Origin of the sequence: Microbacterium sp. SORGH_AS_0454, assembly GCF_031453395.1 — a bacterium.
Classification (GTDB): domain Bacteria; phylum Actinomycetota; class Actinomycetes; order Actinomycetales; family Microbacteriaceae; genus Microbacterium.
In genome coordinates, this window is the sequence record NZ_JAVIYS010000001.1 from 1,688,390 (window position 1) to 1,707,628 (window position 19,239).

15 protein-coding genes and 1 pseudogene are annotated in these 19,239 nt (G+C 70.8%); 7 read left to right on the top strand and 9 right to left on the bottom strand.

The window, feature by feature from the left end; all coding sequences use genetic code 11:
* Positions 1–4 precede the first annotated feature (4 nt).
* Together QE454_RS07835 and QE454_RS07840 are read right to left on the bottom strand one after the other, a co-directional pair.
* A complete protein-coding gene (locus QE454_RS07835; protein ID WP_307456331.1) occupies positions 5–1,090 on the bottom strand; it encodes a sensor histidine kinase in 1,086 nt (361 codons plus the stop codon).
* Complete coding sequence (locus QE454_RS07840) at positions 1,087–1,761, bottom strand: response regulator transcription factor (protein WP_307456329.1); 675 nt, start codon at positions 1,759–1,761, stop codon at positions 1,087–1,089. Before QE454_RS07840 ends, QE454_RS07835 begins: the two co-directional genes overlap by 4 nt.
* Positions 1,762–1,914: 153 nt before the next feature.
* Here QE454_RS07840 and QE454_RS07845 point away from each other — a divergent pair, with 153 nt between their 5' ends.
* Both QE454_RS07845 and QE454_RS07850 read left to right on the top strand, forming a co-directional pair.
* Complete coding sequence (locus QE454_RS07845) at positions 1,915–3,123, top strand: cation:proton antiporter (RefSeq protein ID WP_307456327.1); 1,209 nt, start codon at positions 1,915–1,917, stop codon at positions 3,121–3,123.
* A 120-nt stretch (positions 3,124–3,243) separates the two neighbouring features.
* Positions 3,244–5,781 (top strand): bifunctional lysylphosphatidylglycerol flippase/synthetase MprF, encoded by a 2,538-nt coding sequence (locus QE454_RS07850; RefSeq protein ID WP_307456325.1) that lies wholly within the window; start codon positions 3,244–3,246, stop codon positions 5,779–5,781.
* 119 nt (positions 5,782–5,900) lie between these two features.
* Here QE454_RS07850 and nhaA read toward each other — a convergent pair whose 3' ends face one another.
* From nhaA to QE454_RS07870, 4 genes are all read right to left on the bottom strand, one after another.
* On the bottom strand, positions 5,901–7,232 hold the full coding sequence (gene nhaA / locus QE454_RS07855; RefSeq protein ID WP_307456323.1) for a Na+/H+ antiporter NhaA: 1,332 nt from the start codon (positions 7,230–7,232) through the stop codon (positions 5,901–5,903).
* Between the two features lie 90 nt (positions 7,233–7,322).
* Positions 7,323–7,550, bottom strand: coding sequence for a hypothetical protein (locus QE454_RS07860; RefSeq protein ID WP_307456321.1), 228 nt, complete (start codon positions 7,548–7,550; stop codon positions 7,323–7,325).
* A gap of 276 nt (positions 7,551–7,826) precedes the next feature.
* On the bottom strand, positions 7,827–9,164 hold the full coding sequence (locus tag QE454_RS07865) for a uracil-xanthine permease family protein (protein WP_307456318.1): 1,338 nt from the start codon (positions 9,162–9,164) through the stop codon (positions 7,827–7,829).
* 189 nt (positions 9,165–9,353) lie between these two features.
* Positions 9,354–10,334: a phosphoribosylaminoimidazolesuccinocarboxamide synthase gene (locus tag QE454_RS07870; protein WP_307456316.1), complete on the bottom strand. Its 981-nt coding sequence runs from the start codon at positions 10,332–10,334 to the stop codon at positions 9,354–9,356.
* Positions 10,335–10,394: 60 nt separating this feature from the next.
* Between QE454_RS07870 and QE454_RS07875 the strand changes: the two genes are divergently transcribed.
* The 5 genes and pseudogenes from QE454_RS07875 to QE454_RS07895 all read left to right on the top strand — a co-directional run bounded on the left by QE454_RS07875 (position 10,395) and on the right by QE454_RS07895 (position 16,359).
* Complete coding sequence (locus QE454_RS07875; RefSeq protein WP_307456313.1) at positions 10,395–12,134, top strand: BCCT family transporter; 1,740 nt, start codon at positions 10,395–10,397, stop codon at positions 12,132–12,134.
* A gap of 311 nt (positions 12,135–12,445) precedes the next feature.
* Positions 12,446–12,568 (top strand): annotated as a pseudogene (locus QE454_RS07880) (PadR family transcriptional regulator); the annotation flags it as partial.
* Positions 12,569–12,654: 86 nt separating this feature from the next.
* Complete coding sequence (locus tag QE454_RS07885) at positions 12,655–13,005, top strand: hypothetical protein (RefSeq protein ID WP_309668578.1); 351 nt, start codon at positions 12,655–12,657, stop codon at positions 13,003–13,005.
* Positions 13,002–14,555, top strand: a complete 1,554-nt coding sequence (locus tag QE454_RS07890; RefSeq protein WP_307456309.1) for an MFS transporter — start codon at positions 13,002–13,004, stop codon at positions 14,553–14,555. The genes QE454_RS07885 and QE454_RS07890 overlap by 4 nt, the downstream gene beginning before the upstream one ends.
* A gap of 151 nt (positions 14,556–14,706) precedes the next feature.
* The gene (locus QE454_RS07895) at positions 14,707–16,359 is read left to right on the top strand and encodes an ATP-binding protein (RefSeq protein ID WP_307456306.1); all 1,653 of its coding nucleotides are present in this window, start codon (positions 14,707–14,709) and stop codon (positions 16,357–16,359) included.
* A gap of 124 nt (positions 16,360–16,483) precedes the next feature.
* On the opposite strand, the gene QE454_RS07900 is transcribed toward QE454_RS07895, so the two are convergent.
* Genes QE454_RS07900 through purD form a run of 3 tightly spaced genes read right to left on the bottom strand, consistent with a single transcriptional unit; the run spans position 16,484 to position 19,180 of the window.
* Positions 16,484–17,077: a class I SAM-dependent methyltransferase gene (locus QE454_RS07900; RefSeq protein WP_307456303.1), complete on the bottom strand. Its 594-nt coding sequence runs from the start codon at positions 17,075–17,077 to the stop codon at positions 16,484–16,486.
* The gene (locus QE454_RS07905) at positions 17,074–17,877 is read right to left on the bottom strand and encodes an alpha/beta fold hydrolase (RefSeq protein ID WP_307456301.1); all 804 of its coding nucleotides are present in this window, start codon (positions 17,875–17,877) and stop codon (positions 17,074–17,076) included. The genes QE454_RS07900 and QE454_RS07905 overlap by 4 nt, the downstream gene beginning before the upstream one ends.
* A gap of 31 nt (positions 17,878–17,908) precedes the next feature.
* Positions 17,909–19,180 carry a phosphoribosylamine--glycine ligase gene (purD, locus tag QE454_RS07910; protein ID WP_307456299.1) on the bottom strand — a complete coding sequence of 424 codons (1,272 nt, stop codon included), beginning with the start codon at positions 19,178–19,180 and terminating at the stop codon, positions 17,909–17,911.
* Positions 19,181–19,239: the final 59 nt, after the last annotated feature.

Consider the following 19,239-nt stretch of genomic DNA (forward strand, 5'->3'; position numbering starts at 1 on the left):
CCCGTCAGGGACCGGCCGGCAGGCGCAGGTCGATCTCGTAGCCGCCGTCGGCGAGGGGCCCGGCGCGGAACGAGCCCCCCAGCATGTGGGCGCGTTCCGAGAGCCCGAGGTGACCGAGGCGCGCCGTGGGAGCGGGGTCGGGGCGCGGGGCGGGGGAGGCGGCGTTGCGCAGGACCACCCGCACGCCACCGGTGTCGGTGCTCGTCGCGGTCACGGTCACGCGCGACCCGGGCGCGTGCTTCCGCACGTTCGTGAGCCCCTCTTGGATCGTGCGGTAGACCGCTCGCTGGGTCGCGGGTGCGAGCCCTTCGCGCAGGGCGATGCGGGCCTCGATATCGAGGTCGGCGGGGTGCAGGATCTCATCGAGGTGGCGCAGGGTCGGCTGGGGGCCGAGCGGTGCGGCCTCCGGTCCGTCGGCGCGGAGCACCAGCAGCATCTGACGCAGCTCGGTGAGGGTCGTGGAGGCGAGCGTGCGGATCGTGTCGGCCGTCTCGACGACGTCGGGATCGTCGGCGCGGACCATCAGGGCACCCGCCTGCACGGTGATGAGGCTCACCTGGTGCGAGACGACGTCGTGCATCTCGCGCGCGAGGTGGGCGCGCTCCTCCGCGACGGCCTCGCGGGCGACGCGGCGGTTCTCGTCGGCGCGGGCGCGGCGCAGCTCGTCGAGACTCGCCGTCAGCCTGCTCTGGTTGCGTCGGAGGCGGCCCAGCGCCACGGCGCCGCCCGAGGTCATCGTCGCGTACACGATGGCGAGCACGTGGTCGTTGACCGAGGTGAAGGTGTCCCACGACAGGCCGAGTCCGAGGAAGGTGAGGGCGGACGCGACGACGAGCCAGACCATTCCGGTCGCCGCGCTCGCGACGGTGTACAGGGCGATCACCGACGCGATCGGTCCGCCGGTGACGAAGAGGGCGGGAAGCGTCAGCGCCAGTGACAGCAGGGGGATCTTGCGGCGCAGCAGCAGGCCCGCGGCTCCGACCAGGGTCAGCACCAGCTCGAGCAGGTCGGTCGTGTAGAGACCGAGCACGCCGTCGAGGGCGGCCACGGCGACGAGGCCGAGATCGATCAGGACATCGCGGCGCCTCATCGTGCCTCCTCGTCGCGCAGCAGGCCCGCGCGCTCCGCCACGAGAGCCGCCTGCACGCGCCCGTCGACGCCGAGCTTGCCGAGGATCGTGCTGATGTGCGCTTTCACGGTGGCGGGGCTCAGGAACATCTCGGCGCCGATCTGGATGTTCGACAGCCCGCGCCCCAGTTGCACGAGGATCTCGCGCTCGCGCGAGCTGAGCGCGTCGACCAGGTGGGTGTCGGCCGCGGGCTCGGGGCGCAGGTATCCGGCCACCACGGCGCGGCTGACGGTGGGCGAGAACACCACCCCGCCACCGTGGAGGGTGCGCACGAGCTGGGGGAGCTGACGCGGGTCGGTGTCTTTCACGAGGAACCCGGCCGCGCCCGCGTCGAGGGCCGAAGCGATGTGATCGTCGGAGTCGAAGGTGGTCAGGATCGCCACCGTCACGTTCCACCCCGCCCGGCGGATGTCGCGGAGCACCTCGAGACCGTTTCGTCCCGGCATCCGGATGTCGAGCAGCACCACGTCGGGACGCGCCTCTGCGAGGACCTCCATCGCCTGGACGCCGTCGGCGGTCGCCACCACCTCGATGTCGTCGGCGGCGCTGAGGATGTGCGAGAAGCCGGAGCGGATGAGCGCTTCGTCGTCGACGACGGCGACACGGATGAGGGGAGCGGCGAGGGATGCCATGCGACCAGGCTAGGGACTCCGGGCGCCGTCGAGACAGGGGGCGCATCCGATGTACCCGACCGGACGCGGACGGTACCCGGTCAGCCCCCGGTCGCGGGCCCGGGCGTCGAACAGACTGGCTCCCGTCCCATCCTCTCCCCAGGAGTTCTCGCCGTGTCCGTCCCCCTGCTCGTCGTCGGCTGCTCCCTGCTCGTCTGGGCGTTGTGGAGCCGCGTCTTCCGGAAGGCCACCGTCAACGGGCCGATCGTGATGACCGCTCTCGGCCTGCTCGGGGGCGCGCTGCTGCCGGTGCAGGGCGAGCTGTTCCTCGAGTCGAAGGCCACGCTCTTGTTCGCCGAGATCGTGCTGGCCTACCTGCTCTTCGTCGACGCGCTGGAGGTTCGCGGTTCCTTCCGCTCGCACTTCACCGGGGTGCCGGCGCGGCTGCTCGGCATCGGCCTGCCGCTGTCGCTCGTCCTCGTGCTGGCGGTCGGTCTGATCCTGCCGCTGGGGTTGTCGGTGGCGGTGATCCTGGCGATCGCGTGCATCTCGGTGCCCGCCGACTTCTCGCCCGAGACCTCGATCGTGCGCGACGACCGCGTTCCGGCGCGGGTGCGGCGGTGGCTCAACGTCGAGAGCGGGTACAACGACGGCCTGGTCTCACCGCTCCTGCTCGGTGCGGTGGCCTTCGCCTCCGCGGGGACGACGGGCGACGCCGGACGTGCGTTCGCGGTGGCCGCCCCCGCGGGGCTCATCGCGATCCTCGTCGGGGCTGCCGCGGGTGCCGCGATCGGGGGAGCGATGCGCTTCGCCGACGGGCGAGGATGGACCGAGCCCCAGAGCATGCGTATCGCCTTCATCGCCACGCCCCTGATCGTGTTCGGCCTCGCCGTCGCGTTGCAGGGCAATGGGTTCGTCGCCGTCTTCGTCGCGGGCGTCGCCCTGCGTCTCGCGCGCGGGGCGAGTGGCGTCCCCTCCGTCGAGATCTCTCTGCTGGACGACCTCTCGTGGCTGCTCAACCTGCTGTTGTGGTTGGCTTTCGGCTTCGCCTCGATCGTTCTGCTCAGCGAGACCTACGACTGGTGGCCCGCGATCGTCCTCGCTCTCGTGGCCCTGACGGTGGGGCGGTTCCTGCCCGTGCTGCTCGCGCTGATCGGCACCGAGGCCACCCGCAAGGAGCGGTTCTTCGTCGCCGCCATGGGTCCCCGGGGCGCGGCATCCATCGTCTTCGGCCTCATCGCCGCGAACGCCCTGCCCGGGGAGGAGGGGTTCCTCGTGCTGGCGGCGACCTGCATGGTCGTGCTCGGCAGCGTGGTGCTGCACGGCATCGTGGGACCGCTCCTGGTGCGCCGGTTCTGGCCCGGGCGGGTCGCCGCCGCCTGACCGGTCGGACCACCCGATCGGCCCGAGGAGGGGGCCGACCGGGCGATGCGGCGTCCGGGGGCATCTCGCGAGCATGGACAGGATGCCGGTGGTCGGCATGCGCACGCTCGGGGAGGACCGATGGTCGCGGTGATGGACAAGGCGCAGGCAGCGCCCGAGACGACGCCGGCGACGCGGCCCGTGAACCGCGTCCCGCGGTGGGATGTCCCCGGACTGCTCCGGCGTCGCACCGGGACGCTCGGGGTGACACTGGCGATCCTCGTGGTCAGCACCGTGACGATCGCAACGGAGAGCACCTTCGAGGCCGGTCCCTTCGACCTGCGCGACATGCTGCTCGCCCTGGTGCGGGTCGACGACCCGCTCGTGCTCGCCGTCACCGTGCTGTTGACCCTGGTGACGTGCGGCGCGGCGGAGGGGCTCCTGGGCACGCGACGTCTGCTCGCGGCGTTCGTGGGCGGCGGGCTCGTCGTCTGCGCGGTCGGCGAGGTCATCGGCTGGTTCGAGGACAACGTCATCCCCGAGGTCTCGCTGAACGTCACCCCCGACACGGGGGCACCGCCGATTGCGGCGCTGCTGTGCGTCGCGATCGCCGCGAGCTGTTTCGCCTCGCCGCTGTGGCGCCGTCGCATCCGCATCGGCGGCGTGGTCCTCGCCGTGACCATGTTCCTCTACGCGGCCTCTGCTTCCGACCTCTACACGCTCATCGCTCTGCCCGTCGGCATGGCGGCCGGCCTCGTGCTCGGGGGGACGCGGGCCGTCGGCATTCCCCGCAGCTCCCTGCGCGAGAAGCGCGTGCTGCTGGCCGCGCTCACCGCCATCACCGCCATCGGGCCGGTCGTGGCCACCCTCTGGGGCTCGGGGGCGGGAGTGCTCTCGGTCTACAGCTGGCTGTCGTACGACCCGCTGAACGTGGCCGACGGCGTCGTCTGCGCGATCGGTTCGACCAACGCTCCCTGCCCGCCCTCCGCCTCGGTCTACGCCGAGCTCCAGCCCGCCTCGGGGTGGATCGCCGCGCTCCCGCAGCTGGTGCTGCTGATCGCCGCCTGGGGCGTGCTGCGCGGGCGCCGCGGCGCCCTGCACCTGGCCGTGGGGGTGAACGTCCTCACCTTCGCGGCGATGAGCATCCTGCTGCTGCTGAGCGAGACCGACACGCTCGAGCAACTCGCGACGGTGCGTGCCGCGTACGACGTCGCCGACGTCTGGCAGACGGTCGTGGGCATGGTCGTCGGTGCCGCCCTTCCCCTGATGGTCGCCGTGCTTCTCGTGCGCTTCCGCGCCGCCGCGCAGATCCGATCGACCCCCGGGGTGCGCCGGATCTTCGTGCGCACGGTCGTCGTCGCGGCCCTGGGCTCGCTGGCGCTGGCGCTGGTCGGCATCCTGATGACGTCCGCCGAGTTCCGGCCGTGGCCGAACGTCACCACCGTGCTCGCCACTCTGCCCCTGCGTCTCGTCCCGCCGTCGCTTCTGCCGCCCGAGGCCCTCGTCTTCGTCCCGATGACCGGAGCCGCACAGGCGGCGTGGTACCTGCCGCCGCTGCTGTTCTGGCTGAGCGTCGTCGTCGCCGCCGTGCGCTTCGTGGTCCGCTCCGGCGCCGCCGAGACCGCACCCGATCGCGAGCGCGCGCGGGCTCTGCTCGCAGCGGGATCGGGGGACACCCTCGGGCACATGACCCTGTGGGAGGGGAACGTCTACTGGTTCGCCGCCGACGCGGAGGCGGCGATCGCCTACCGGGTACGCGGCGGTTTCGCGGTGACGCTCGGCGGTGCCTTCGGCCCCGACCGGGACGACGCCTCCGTCGGCGCGGAGTTCGCCGCGTTCTGCGAGGAGCAGGGCTGGACGCCGGTCTTCTACAGCGTCGACGACGCCGAGCGCGAGCGGCTCGCCCCGCTGGGCTGGTCGTCGCTGCAGGTCGCCGAGGAGGCCTTCCTCGACCCGCGCAGCTGGACTCCCGCCGGCAAGAAGCGACAGGACGTCCGGACGGCCACCAACCGCGCGGCGCGAGAGGGACTGACCTCGCGTTGGGCCCGGTGGAGCGAGCTGTCGTTCTTCGATCGCGGCCAGATCCGCGACATCTCGGAGGCCTGGGTCTCGGACAAGACGATCCCCGAGATGGGTTTCACCCTCGGCTCGACCGATCAGCTCGACGACCCCCAGGTGCGCCTTCTCGTGGCGCGCGACGGATCGGGACGCATCACGGCTTTCACGAGCTGGATACCGATCCATCGCGACGGCACGATCGCCGGGTACGCCCTCGACGTCATGCGTCGGCGCGACGACGCGATGCCCGGGGTCATGGAGTTCCTCATCGGTCAGGCCGTCGATCGGCTCCGCGAGGACGGCATGACGGTGATGAGCCTGTCGGGTTCGCCCCTGGCGCGGCACTCCACCGGGGACGACGCCGACCGCAGCGCCCTGGACCGCGGCCTCGACGTCATCAGCGCGCTCCTCGAGCCGGCGTACGGGTTCCGCTCGCTGGCGAACTTCAAGAAGAAGTTCCAGCCCGACTTCGCGCCCCTGTGGATGATCTACCCGGATGCCACGCAGATCCCGGCCATCGCGATCGCCCTGGTCCGCTGCTACATCCCCGGCCTCACCCTGCGCTCGGCGGCCGCACTCGCCACGCAGCTGCGGCGGCCGCGCGAGGCGGCGGGGCGTTGACGCGTCGGGCGGGCGCCGCGGCGCGGTGTCATGAGAACAGGGGATGCCACGAGAACAGGCCGATGCGGCGTGGATCGTCCTGTTCTCGGGCGATCAGCCTGTTCTCGTGACATGGCGGCTCAGCGGGCGTCGGGTCGCGGCCGCTGGTACACGTCGGGGATGTCGTCGCCATCGGCATCCACCTCTTCGGCGAGAGCCAGTTGCTTGTAGCGCCGGTTGCGTACGAGCAGGACGGACGATGCGAGGACGGATGCCAGAAGCGAGGCGACCATGATCGCGATCTTCGCGTCGTCGGTGTGGGGCGAGCCGTCGGGGAAGCTCAGCTCGGCGATCAACAGCGAGACGGTGAAGCCGATCCCGGCGAGCAGGCCCACCCCGGCCAGGTCGATCCACTTCAGAGCGGGGTCGAGCCGGACCTTCGTCACGAGAGTGAGCAGGCGGACACCGAGCAGGATGCCGAGGGGCTTTCCCAGCACGAGACCGGCGACGACGCCGAGGGTGACGGGGTCCGTCACCGCGCGGAGCAGTCCCTCGCCGCCGCCGACCGAGACCCCCGCCGCGAAGAAGGCGAACAGCGGCACGGCGATGCCCGCCGACAGGGGACGGAAGCGGTGCTCGAACTGCTCGGCGAGGTCCATGCCCCGCGCCTCGGGCCGGCGCCGGGAGGCGGCGACCGGGATCGTAAAGGCGAGCGCGACTCCGGCGATCGTCGCGTGCACGCCCGAGGCGTGCAGGAACGCCCATGCGGCGAAGCCGATCGGCAGCAGCACGACCCAGGCGCCCCAGGGCGTGCGGGCGAACCACGCGCGGCCACGGTGGGCGATGACGCCGTAGACGACGACGAGCACGGCGAAGATCGCCAGCGGCACGAGCGCGATGTCGCTCGTGTAAAAGACGGCGATGATCGCGATCGCGATCAGGTCGTCGACGACCGCGAGCGTCAGCAGGAAGATGCGCAGGGGTCCGGGAAGATGCGAGCCGACCAGCGCCAGCAACGCCACCGCGAAAGCGATGTCGGTCGCGGTGGGGATGGCCCAGCCCGCCAGCAGGCTCGGCTGCGCGTGCACGATCGCGACGTAGAGGAGGGCGGGCACGGCGACCCCCGCGAAGGCGGCCGTCACCGGCACGATCGCGGTCCCCAGTCGGCGGAGGCTCCCGACGACGATCTCGCGCTTGAGCTCGAGGCCGACCAGGAAGAAGAAGATCGCCAGCAGGCCGTCCGCCGCCCACGACCCGACGCTCAGCTCGAGGTGCCAGGGCACGTAGCCGAAGCGGAGGTCGCGCAGCGCGAAGTATGCCTCGGACGCGGGGGAGTTGGCCCACACGACCGCGGCGATCGCGGCCACGACCAGCAGCATGCCGCCGACGGATTCGCGGCGCAGAAGCGTCGTGACGCGGTGGACTTCGGCGTATCCGGGCCACTGGGGCGCGCGGGTGGTGTCTTGGCTCATGAGGCTTCCTGGAGGGTCGATCGACAGATCGTCGACCAGACTTCCCGACACGCCTCTCTCAGTTTAGTCGGCCCGACCCCGGGCCGGGTTTCAGGCGGACTCCTCGTCCTCTTCGGCGTTGAAGTGCGAGGCCGTGTCGGAGTGGCCGGCGGCGATGCCCTTCGGGTCGTCGGGGATGGTGCCATCGGCCCCGAGCCCGCCGGGCTTGGTCTCTCCGTCGGAGCCCGAGCCGGCGGTGGGCGAGACCTCGACGTCAGCGCCTTCGAAGGAGTCCCCGTCGGCGGCGGCCTGCGACGGGTCGGAGATTTCGGATGCCATGAGCGTGCCTCTCTCGTCATCGGTGGCGAGGCGGTGTGCGGTGCCCCACCGGGTGCCCGACGTTACCGAGCGCTCCGGCGCCGGCATCCCCTCTTGTGGGGCGGGCCCGGGTGTGCAGGGCGGCACCCCGCACGGGACGCGCGAGAGGGCACGGGCCGTCGTGCGGAGTCCAGCCGCGCCGCGCCGCTGCAGGCCCCCTCAACCGGCGTGTCGACGCGGAACTCCGCACGACGGCACGACCCGCTGATCCTTCAGCCCGCGGCGGCCCGCCGCGCGTCAGCTCGGGTCGCCGCCCAGCGGACCCACGGCGGGGATCGGGCCGCCGTCGTCGGCGCCGGTCTTTCGCGCGCGGGCGATCGCGTTGCCGAGGTGGTAGATGACCAATGCCGCCACGGACCCGAGCACGATCGGACCGAGCTGGAAGTCGCCCCACTGCATGGTGAAGCCGGCGATCGCGAGCACCAGGGCCACGGCGCCGGTGTACTGGTTGACCGGACGCGAGAAGTCGACGCGGTTGTCGACCCAGATCTTGATGCCGATGATGCCGATCAGCCCGTAGAGCGCGGTCGTGACACCGCCGAGCACTCCCGCCGGAATGGTGTTGAACACCGCGCCGACCTTGGGCGACAGGCTCAGCACGATAGCGGTGAGACCGGCGACCCAGTACACCGCGGTCGAGTAGACGCGGGTCGCGGCCATGACGCCGATGTTCTCGCCGTAGGTCGTGGTTCCCGAACCGCCGAAGGTACCGGCGAGGGTGGTGGCGACACCGTCGGCGATGAGAGCGCGGCCGGTGGAGCGGTTGGCCGTGGCATCCGTCATCGCCGCCACACCCCGCACGTGACCGACGTTCTCGGCCACGAGCACGAGCACCACGGGGAGGAACATCGCGATGACCGACCAGGTCGCGGGCGTCGTGAAGTCGGCGATCTGGAAGGTCGGCAGGCCCACCCAGGGAGCGGCCTCGACGGCGCCGAAGTCGATGAGCGTCTCGCCGGTGCCCGCCTGGATGAGCACCGTGGCGACGTAGCCGACGATCACGCCGAGGAAGATCGAGATGCGCCCGAGGAAGCCGCGGAAAAGCACGCTGAACACGATGACGGCGACGAGCGTGATCGTGCCGGGCAGGGGCTGCACCTTGAAGTTCGACCACGCGACCGGGGCGAGGTTGAAACCGATCAGCGCCACGATCGCGCCGGCGACGACCGGCGGCATGACCTTGTCGACCCAGCCGAGGCCGACGAACTGCACGATGAAGCCGATCACGGCGAGCAGCACGCCGACGGCCACGATGCCGGCGAGCGCCGAGCCGGTGCCCGCGGTGGTCGTCGCCGCCGTGATCGGCGCGATGAACGCGAAAGAGGAGCCCAGGTAGCTGGGAAGGCGGTTCTTCGTGACGAGCAGGAACAGCAACGTGCCGACACCCGAGAACAGCAGCGTCGTCGACACCGGGAACCCGGTGAGCACCGGCACCAGGAAGGTGGCGCCGAACATCGCGATCACGTGCTGGAGCCCGATCGCGATCGTCGCCCCCCAGTTCAGGCGCTCGCCGGGGGCGACGACGGCCCCGGGTTCGACGGTGCGCCCGTTGCCGTGCAGCTTCCAGCGGAACATGTGTCTCCTCAGGTGGGGGTGGATGCCGAGGTCACGTGTTCTCGCCGAGCTCACACCCCGTGGCGTGTGCTCTCGACGAGGTCGCGTGATCTCGATGGTCGTTCTGGCGAGATCACGTGATCTCGCGGGGTGGTTCCGCCGACGTCACGTGATGTCGGCGGCATCGCGGCGGCATCGCGGCGGGTGAGGTCAGGACGTGAGCAGGCGCAGCAACTCCGCGTAGCGGTCGCGGGTGCGCTCGACGATCTCGGCGGGAAGCGCGGGCGGCTCGCCCTGCTTGTCCCAGTTGGCCGCCAGCCAGTTGCGCACGATCTGCTTGTCGAAGCTGGCCATGCGCTCGGCGGGAGTGGAGCCGGTGCGCCAGGCCTCGGCATCCCAGTAGCGGGACGAATCCGAGGTGAGCACCTCGTCGGCCAGGGTCAGCACCCCGTCGTCGTCGTAGCCGAACTCGAACTTCGTGTCGGCGAGGATCAACCCGCGGGCTTCGGCCGTCGTGGACGCGCGGCGGTAGATCTCGAGCGAGAGGTCGCGCAGGGCCGACGCCGTCTCGGCTCCGACGAGCTCGACCGAGCGCTCGAAGGTGATGTTCTCGTCGTGCTCGCCCATCGGCGCCTTGAACGCGGGGGTGTAGAGCGGCTCCGGCAGCCGGTCGCCGTCGTTCAGGCCCTCGGGCAGAGGGATGCCGCACACGGTGCCCTCGGCACGGTACTCCGTCCAGCCCGAGCCGGTGAGGTACCCGCGCACGACGCACTCGATCGGCTGCATGTCGAGGGACCGGACGAGCATCGAGCGCCCCTGCACGGCATCCGGGATCAGGGCGACGGCCTCGTCGCCCACCAGGGCGTGGTCGGCGGCGAGGTGGTTCGGGATCGAGCGGCCTCCGTCGGCGCCGGCGAGCTGATCGAACCACCACAGGCTCAGCGTGGTGAGCAGCTCGCCCTTGTCCGGGATGCCGGGAGACAGCACGCGGTCGAAAGCGCTCACGCGGTCGCTGGCGACGACGAGGAGGTGCGCGGGGGCCTCGCCCTCGGCGGTGTCGGCGGGCACGTAGAGGTCGCGGACCTTGCCGGAGTAGATGTGGCGGAAGCCGGGGAGCTCGAGCGGGGGAGCGGTGGTCACCCGCTCATTATTGCGGGTGCGCGCGCCCCGCACCGGCGCAGATTGTGTCATAACGCCCGCTGGGGCGCCTGCCCCCCGGTCGCGGCGCACCTCCTGACTACGCTCGGTGGAATGACCGAGGCAGCCCCCGACACCGCGGTGAACATCGACCCTCATCTGGGCAGTCGCCATAAGACCATCCGCGGATGGGTGTTCTGGCCCGCCGCCGCCATCGCGGGGGCGTTCATCGCTTTCGCAATGCTCTTCCCGAGCGCGGCCGAGGCGACCTTCGGCGCCGTGCAGACCTTCATCGTCTCGGCGTTCAACTGGTATTACGTGCTGATCGCGGCGTTCTTCGTCGTGTTCGCGCTCGCGATGGGATTCAGCCGCTTCGGCAACATCAAGCTCGGTCAGGACGACGATGAGCCCGAGTTCTCGACGATGTCGTGGTTCTCGCTGCTCTTCGCGGCGGGCATGGGCATCGGCCTCGTCTTCTACGGCGTGAGCGAGCCGCTCAGCCACTTCGCCGACCCGCGTCCGGGCGTCGAGGGCACGCCGAATCAGCTCGCGCAGCAGGCGATGTCGCAGACGTTCCTGCACTGGGGCGTGCACGCGTGGTCGATCTACGTGGTGATCGGTCTCGCCCTGGCGTACGCCTTCCATCGGCGCAGGCGCCCGCGCACGATCCGCTGGGCGCTCGAGCCGCTGCTCGGGGCGCGTCTCGTGCAGGGCGGTTGGGGCAACGCGGTCGACGTCGCCGCTCTGGTCGGCACCCTGTTCGGCGTCGCGACCTCCCTCGGTCTGGGCGTCATCCAGATCAGCGCCGGGCTCGACTACCTGAACCTCGTGACGCCCTCGGTCATCAGCCAGGCCGTCATCGTCGGTGTCATCACGGCGTTCGTGCTGTTCTCGGTGCTCTCGGGTGTCGGCAAGGGCATGAAGTGGCTCTCGAACATCAACCTCGTGCTCGCCGGGCTGCTCATGCTGTACCTGCTGTTCGCGGGACCCACCGAGTTCCTGCTGCGCGACGTCGTGCAGTCGATCGGCAACTACATCCAGAACTTCGTGAGCCTGTCGTTCACGACGAGCGCCTACTCCGGCGAAGACGGCGTGGCCTGGCAGGGCACGTGGACGGCGTTCTACTGGGGCTGGTGGATCTCGTGGGCCCCCTTCGTCGGCATTTTCATCGCGCGCATCTCGCGCGGCCGCACGGTTCGGGAGTTCGTCACCGGAGTGATCCTGGTGCCCACGCTCGTCGGCATCCTGTGGTTCACGGTCCTCGGTGGCACCGCGATCTACGGCGAGCTGACCGGCACGGTGCAGCTGGTCGGAGCCGACGGTGCCGTGAACGTCTCGACGGCGCTCTTCCAGATGCTCCAGGGCGTCCCGGGAACGGTGTTCCTGTCGATCGGCTTCCTCATCCTCATCGGGATCTTCTTCGTCACCTCGGCCGACTCGGGCGCCCTGGTGATGGGAATGATCGCCACGGGCGGCGAAGAGGAGCCCAAGCGCTGGGTCCGCATCTTCTTCACCCTCGCGACCTCGCTCATCGCTTTCGCCCTGCTCTTGGCGGGCGGGCTCCAGGCCCTGCAGACCGCGGCGATCAGCATCGCTCTGCCGTTCAGCCTCGTGCTGCTCGCGATCTGCTGGGCGACCGTCACGGCCTTCCGCCGTGAGATGCGCGCCTATGACAAGGCCGAGCGGGCGCAGCTTCGCGACTCGATCGGAGCCCACTACGGGCTGGAGGTCGAGGAACCCAATCAGCGTGGCATCTTCGGCATTCCGATCCGTTGGCGTCAGCCTCGTGTCCCGGTGCCCGCTCCGGCGGAGCAGACGCCCGAGACGGCGTCCAGCGACTCTCCGAAGGCCTGACCCCCGGCATCCGGGCCCGCTCTCGAACACGCCGCACCTCCGGACGGGTGCGGCGTGTTCCGCGTGGTGTGGCGGGCTCCGCTCTCCGGGCTGCTCGGGCGTCGAGTGTCCGGAACGCGCCGCACGCGTCCACCTCGGTGCGGCCTGTCGTGGACACTCGATGTTCATCCGCGGGCGTTCGCGCCGAGCGGAGAATGGGCGTATAGTCCACGTGGACTAGTCGAAACGGACCATGAGGAGGACGGATGCCGGAGACCAGCCGCCTCACCCCCGTCGCGGTCATGATCCTGGCCACGCTCCGCGAGGCCGACATGCACACGTACGAGCTCGTGCGCCTGCTCAAGGAGCGCCGCGACGACCGTCTCGTGCCTCTTCAGAAGGGCACGATCTACCACACGGTCGCGCGCCTGGAACGAGACGGACTGCTCGCGGAGGTCGGCGTCGATCGCGACGGCAACCGCCCCGAGCGCACCACATACACGCTTCGGGATGCCGCGGACGCCGGGCCGTCGAGGAATGGGTGCGCGCGGAGCTCCCCCAAATCGATCGGGCGAGTGACTTCCGGGTCGCCCTTTCCGAGGCCCACAACCTCGAGCGCGACGAGGTCATCGACCTTCTCGATCAGCGTCGGGCCCTGCTCGTCGCCTCCGTCGACGAGCACAGCGCCGGCCTCGACCTCGCGGCCGAGCGTGAAACCCCCGAGCAATTCCTCGTCGAGCTGCAGCGGCAGTCCGCTCTGCTCGACGCCGAACTCGCGTGGCAGGACTCCCTGCGTGCGCGCCTCGCCGATCGCTCCCTCCCCTGGGGCGTCGCCGAGATCCCCGAACACATCAAGAACAAGCACCGCGTCTCAAAGGAGACCACAGCATGACCGACTCTCGCGCCGCTTCCGCGGCATCCACTCGAACCGGGTCGCACACGACCCACGAACGCAGCCCCTGGCCGGCCCTCTGGGCGCTGGTCATCGGGTTCTTCATGATCCTGGTCGACACCACGATCGTCTCGGTCGCGAACCCCGCCATCAAGGCGGCCCTCGACCCGAACACCAACAACCTCGACAACGTCGTATGGGTCACCAGCGCCTACCTGCTGACGTACGCCGTGCCGCTGCTGATCACCGGGCGCCTCGGCGACCGCTTCGGGCCGAAGAACATCTACCTCACCGGCCTCGCCCTCTTCACCCTCGCCTCGCTCGCGTGCGGCCTGGCGCCCACGCTCGAGATGCTCATCGTCGCCCGCGCCGTCCAGGGTCTCGGTGCCGCGATGATGACGCCCCAGACCATGGCCGTCATCACCCGCACCTTCCCGCCGCAGAACCGCGGTGCGGCGATGGGCCTGTGGGGCGCCACCGCCGGTGTCGCCACCCTCGTAGGCCCGCTCGCCGGTGGCCTGCTGGTCGACGGCCTCGGATGGGAGTGGATCTTCTTCATCAACATCCCCGTCGGAATCATCGGCTTCGTCGCCGCCGTCATCCTCGTGCCGCAGCTGCCGCGCACCGCGCACAAGTTCGACATCCTGGGCGTCGTGCTGAGCGCCGTGGGTCTGTTCCTCATCGTGTTCGGCCTGCAGGAGGGCGAGCACTACTCCTGGGCCGCGTGGATCTGGGCGATGGTCGCGGCCGGCGTCGTCGTCATGGCGGTGTTCGTCTGGACGCAGGCGCGCAGCACGGGCGAGCCGTTGGTTCCCCTCGACCTTTTCCGCGACCGCAACTTCTCGATCGCGAACCTGGCGATCGCCGCCGTCGGCTTCACCGTGACGAGCATGGCTTTGCCGCAGATGTTCTACCTGCAGCTCGCCCGGGGTCTGACCCCGACCGAGTCGGCGCTGCTGCTCGTGCCGCTCGCGATCCTGTCCGGCGTGCTCGCACCGTTCGCGGGCAAGCTGCTCGACCGCACCGACCCGCGCTTCCTGCTCGTGCCGGGTCTGCTACTCGTCGGCGGATCGCTCGGGCTCTACGTCGCACTGATCCTGAACGATGCCCCGATCTGGATGTTCCTGATCCCCTCCGTCTTCATGGGCATCGGAAACGCCGGCATGTGGGGCCCGCTCGCGACCACCGCGACGCGCAACCTCCCGCCGCGCCAGGCGGGTGCCGGCGCGGGCATCTACAACACGACCCGCACGGTCGGATCGGTCATCGGATCGGCATCCATCGCGGCCTTCATGCAGGCGCGCCTCGAAGCGAATCTGCCGGGGGCTGCGGATGCCTCGGCCAGCTTCGGTGGCGGAGTGCTGCCGCCGCAGGTCGTCGACGGCTTCTCGCAGGCGATGGGTCAGTCGCTCACGCTGCCGATCATCGTGATCGGTCTCGGCCTCGTCGCGGTGCTGTTCATGCGCCGGCCCTCGGTGATCCGCCCGCACGGTGCTCCGCGCGACGCGGCTCCCGCGCAGCAGACCGCTCCGGCCGCCGCGGGCGAGTAGGTCGCCTGCGCGCGCGACGCCGTCGCCTCCGGGCGGCGGCGTCGTCGCGTACGCCGGCTACGCCGATCGCGCGCCGTCGGATACCATCCCTTTCAGTTCGCGGCTACCCTCTACGCATCCTGTCCGCGAGCGGAGAGCCGTGGAGGCGATCGTGTCGTTCGTCGAACCGAAGAGCAGCACCCACAGCGGACGCGCGATGTTCGCCCAGACGCAGGTGCCCTTCTTGATCGGGGTCGCCTACGTCATCGTCATCGTCGGCCTCGAGCGGCCGGCACTGCTGGCGGCGCCGACCTCGGTGATGGGCTTCGCGATGGCGCTCGCGGCCACCGCGCTCGGTGCGTTCCTCCCCGGGAAGAGGGTGACGCCGGTCTCCATGATCGTGGTCGCGGTCCTCGACATCGCGGCCGTGGCCCTGATCCGCGCCGAGATCGCACAGGTGTTCGCCGCGGCGACGCTGCTGGCGATCTTCCCGATGCTGTGGGCGGCGTACACCCTCGGATGGGCGGGTATCACCCTGATCGTGCTCGGTTTGATCGCGATGCTGGTCTTCCGGTTCGCGTACTCCGGCGTCGTGCCGACCACCCTCGCCGAGTGGGCGAACGTCACGAGTCTGCCCCTCGTGATTCTCGGGCTGATGGCCGTTACCTTCCTCGCGGCGCGTCGTTCGGAGCGCCGCGACCGGTTGTTGGATGCCGCGCACGGGGCGCAGCTGAACGCGCTCGCCGAGGCGCGCGATGCCGAGGCGCTCGTCTCAGGCATCCTCGACACGGTCGCCGCGGGGGTGGCGTTCTTCGACGAGCATGGACGGCTGGAGCTGGCCAACGCGGCGGCGAGCGAGATCGCCGCGGCGGCCGGGGTGCGCCTGGACGAGCCCCCGCACACGAGCGACTTCGTGCTCGCCGCCGATCGTCAGACCCTCGTCCCGCCCGAGGAGCAGTTCCTCCCCCGGGCGTTGCGGGGCGAGGCCATCCGCGGACACCTCGCCTGGATCGGACCGCCCGACGCGCAGATGGCGATCCTGGTGTCGTCCACTCAGCTCCGGCGCTCCGACGGGTCGGTGCAGGGAACGGTGGTGGTCGCACACGACGTCACCGAGCTGGCCGATGCGATCGAGGTGCGCGAGGAGTTCCTGCGCACGGTCTCGCACGAACTGCGCACCCCGCTCACCGGTGTCACCGGGTTCCTCTCGCTCATCGACGATGCCGTGGGCCATCACGATGCGAAACTGCGTTCCTACATGGACGTCGTCAACCGACGGGCCGACGACCTGCTCCAGCGCCTGTCCGACCTCGTCGCGGCGACCGCCCGCGACGACGAACTCCGGCTGTCCGAGGTCGACGTCCGAGAGGTGGTCGATGCCGCGGTGCGGCGGGTGCGGGCGCTCGCGCGGGCGCGGGTCATCCCGGTGGATGTGCGTGGCGCACGGTCGGTACGGGCGCGGGTCGACGTCCGGAAGGTGGAGGATGCGATCGCCGAGCTGCTCACCAACGCCGTGAAGTTCGGCGATCCCGACTTCGCCGTCACCGTGACGTGCGACGCCGACGACGAACGCGTGCGGGTGAGCGTCGCCAACGACGGCCCGGGGTTGTCCCACCCCGAGCAGCGTCGTGTCTTCGACCGCTTCTATCGCACGGCTCGCGCGCGCTCGCTGGCCGTCCAGGGTTTCGGGCTGGGGCTGAGCCGGGTCCGCACGATCGTCCACGCGCACGACGGCCGCATCCACCTCGAGAGCGCCCCCGGGGCGCGCACGACGGTGACGATCGAGCTCCCCGCCGCTTCCGCGCTCCCCGCGCGTCAGGGATGATCCGCCGGTCATCACCCCGTCGGTCTCCGCCGCACCCAACGCCGCTCCTCGAGCCCGGTTCCGGTGCCATGGAGGGCCACCGCCGACGCATCCTCGAGGCGTGCCCGCGCCAGTGCGATCCCCGTCATGCCCGCCGCTCGCACGCCAGCGCCCCCACCGGCCGGCCTCCGCGCGTCTCGCGCGTGTGCGTCTCGACGACGTCGAAGCCCGCGGCATCCGCTCTGCGCCCCAGCTCCGCCGCGGGCCAGCGGTACGCGCGGTCGACGGCATGCTCGAAGGCTTCGACCTCCGCACCGACGAAGAAACCGAGCAGCAGTCGGCCGCCCGGACGCAGCGTTCGCGCGAACTCCCGCAGCGGCACGTCGATACGCGCCGCTTCGTGGTGGATCGTCGAGAACCACGACAGGATCCCGCCGAACTCCCCGTCGGCGGCTTCCAGGCCGTCGATCGTGTCGACATCGAACCGGATGCCGGCATGCACCGCCCGCGCGTGCTCGACGAAACGCGGGGAGAGGTCGACACCCCGCACGTCGAGGCCCTGCCGGGCCAGGTGCCCCGTCCAGTGCCCCGGTCCGCATCCGGCGTCGAGCAGCGGACCGGTGACCGAGGCGGCCCAGGCGTCGACGATGCTGCGGTCGACCGGGTGCACGGCATCCATCGATCCGAGGGCCGCGATGTACTCGTCGGCCCGGGCGTCGTACGCGGGAGGTGCGCTCATGCGGCGGGTTTCGTCATGGCTTCGAGATCCATCCGATCGAGCCAATCGCGCACGGCGGCCCCCGTGAGACCGGGGCGCTCGAGGTGGACGTTGTGCCCCGCGCCGTCGACGACGACGAAGCTTCCTCGCGGGTAGTGGTCGCGGAGCGCGAGGCCGTCCTCGAAGCCCACGACGTCGTCCTGACGCCCGTACAGGTGCAGCGCGGGCGCGGTGAAGGGTTCTGGGTGGGCGTTCTCGGGCAGCGCATCCAACGAGTAGTCGCCGGCGATGCGGTCCATCACGGTCGCGTCGGCCCCGCGCAGGCCGGGCAGGACGTATCGCCGGAAGGCGTCGAGCGAGGCGGCATCCTGGATCACGCTGACCTCGGTGAAGGCGTCGCGATCGGCGCCCGCTCGGCTGAGGACGTGGGGATCAGCCCACAGGACGGTTCGCTCGGGCACCGTGCGTGCGGCGTGCTCCGCCTCGACCACTCCGGCCAGCGTGGCGACGCCGAGCACGCGCTGTCGGCGTTCGTGCGCGACGTGACGCGCGAGCATGCCACCGAAGGAGTTGCCGATGACCGCGAAAGGCTCGTCGCCGAGATGTCCATCGATCTCTTCGAGGAGGGCTGTGGCAACCTCGCGCGTGCTGGAGGCCGTGGCGGTCGCCGCCGCCGCCTCCGTCCACGGCAGGTCGATGTAGATCCGTCGCCACGGCGTGCCGTCCGTCATCTGCTCGAGCGGCAACATGATGCGGTGATCGACACCGAATCCGTGAAGAGCGATCAGGGGACGTCCGCTACCGGTCTCGAGTGCGATCACCGTTCGAGGCTACGGCTCCTGGGGTGCTCGCTCAGGCCTGCGCCACCCGCGCCGCGATGTCCGTGCGGTACTGCCCGCCCTCGAGGCCGATGCGCTCGAGTCCGGCGTAGGCCGCCGCGCGTGCCTCGCCGAACGTCGAGCCGGTGGCGACGACGCTGAGCACACGCCCACCCGTCGCGACGAGGTCGTCGTCGCGCAGTGCCGTCGCGGCGTGGGCGACGTGGACGCCGTCGACCTCTTCGGCCTCGTCGATCCCGGTCAGCACGCGACCGGTGAGGGGGGCCTCGGGGTAGCCCTCGCTCGCGAGCACGACGGTGACCGCGGTCGCCTCGGCGAAAGCGGGACGCGGCTGTTCCTCGAGCGTGCCCGAAGCCGCCGCCAGCAGAAGGCGGGACAGGGGATCGATGAGTCGCGGCAGGACGACCTGCGTCTCCGGGTCGCCGAAGCGGGCGTTGAACTCGATGACCTTCACGCCCTGCTCGGTGAGGATGAGCCCGGCGTAGAGCAGCCCGATGAACGGGGTGCCCTCGGCGTCCATCTGCCGGATGACGGGCTCGGCGATGTCGCGCGTGACCTGCGCGACGAACTCGTCCTCGCCGCCGAAGCGCTCCGTCAGCCACGGCAGGGGGGAGTACGCGCCCATGCCGCCGGTGTTGGGTCCCTCGTCGCCGTCGCGCAGGCGCTTGAAGTCCTGAGCGGGGCTGAGAGGAGCGACGTGGTCGCCGTCGCTGAGGAAGAACAGCGACACCTCGGGGCCCGAGAGGAACTCCTCGATCAGCACGGCACCGCTCGGCAGGTAGCTCTCGGCGTGGGCGAGGGCGGCTGCGCGGTCGGAGGTCACGATGACGCCCTTGCCCGCAGCCAGGCCGTCGGCCTTCACGACATATGGGGCGCCGAACTGGTCGAGGGCGCCTTCGACGGTGGCGACGTCGTGCGCGCGCACCGATCCGCCGGTGGGGACGCCCGCGGCATCCATGATCCGCTTGGCGTAGGTCTTCGAGCCCTCGAGCTGGGCGGCGGCCTTGCCCGGGCCGAACACCGGGATGCCGTGCGCGCGCAGCGGGTCGGCGACTCCGGCGACCAGGGGCGCCTCGGGGCCGACGACGACCAGGTCGATCGCCTCGCTCTTGGCGAAGGTCAGGACCGCGGCGGGATCCATCGGGTCGAGGTCGACCAGGTGCGCTTCGCGAGCGATGCCCGCGTTGCCGGGGGCCGCGAAGATCGCGTGCGATTCCTCTTCGGAGCGCAGGGCGAGGATGATGGCGTGCTCGCGCGCGCCCGAACCGAGGACCAGGATTCTCACGCGGTCAGCCTACCGAGCGCGGGTCGGCCCCTTTCGCGCCGCGGGGTGGGAGTGTTCAC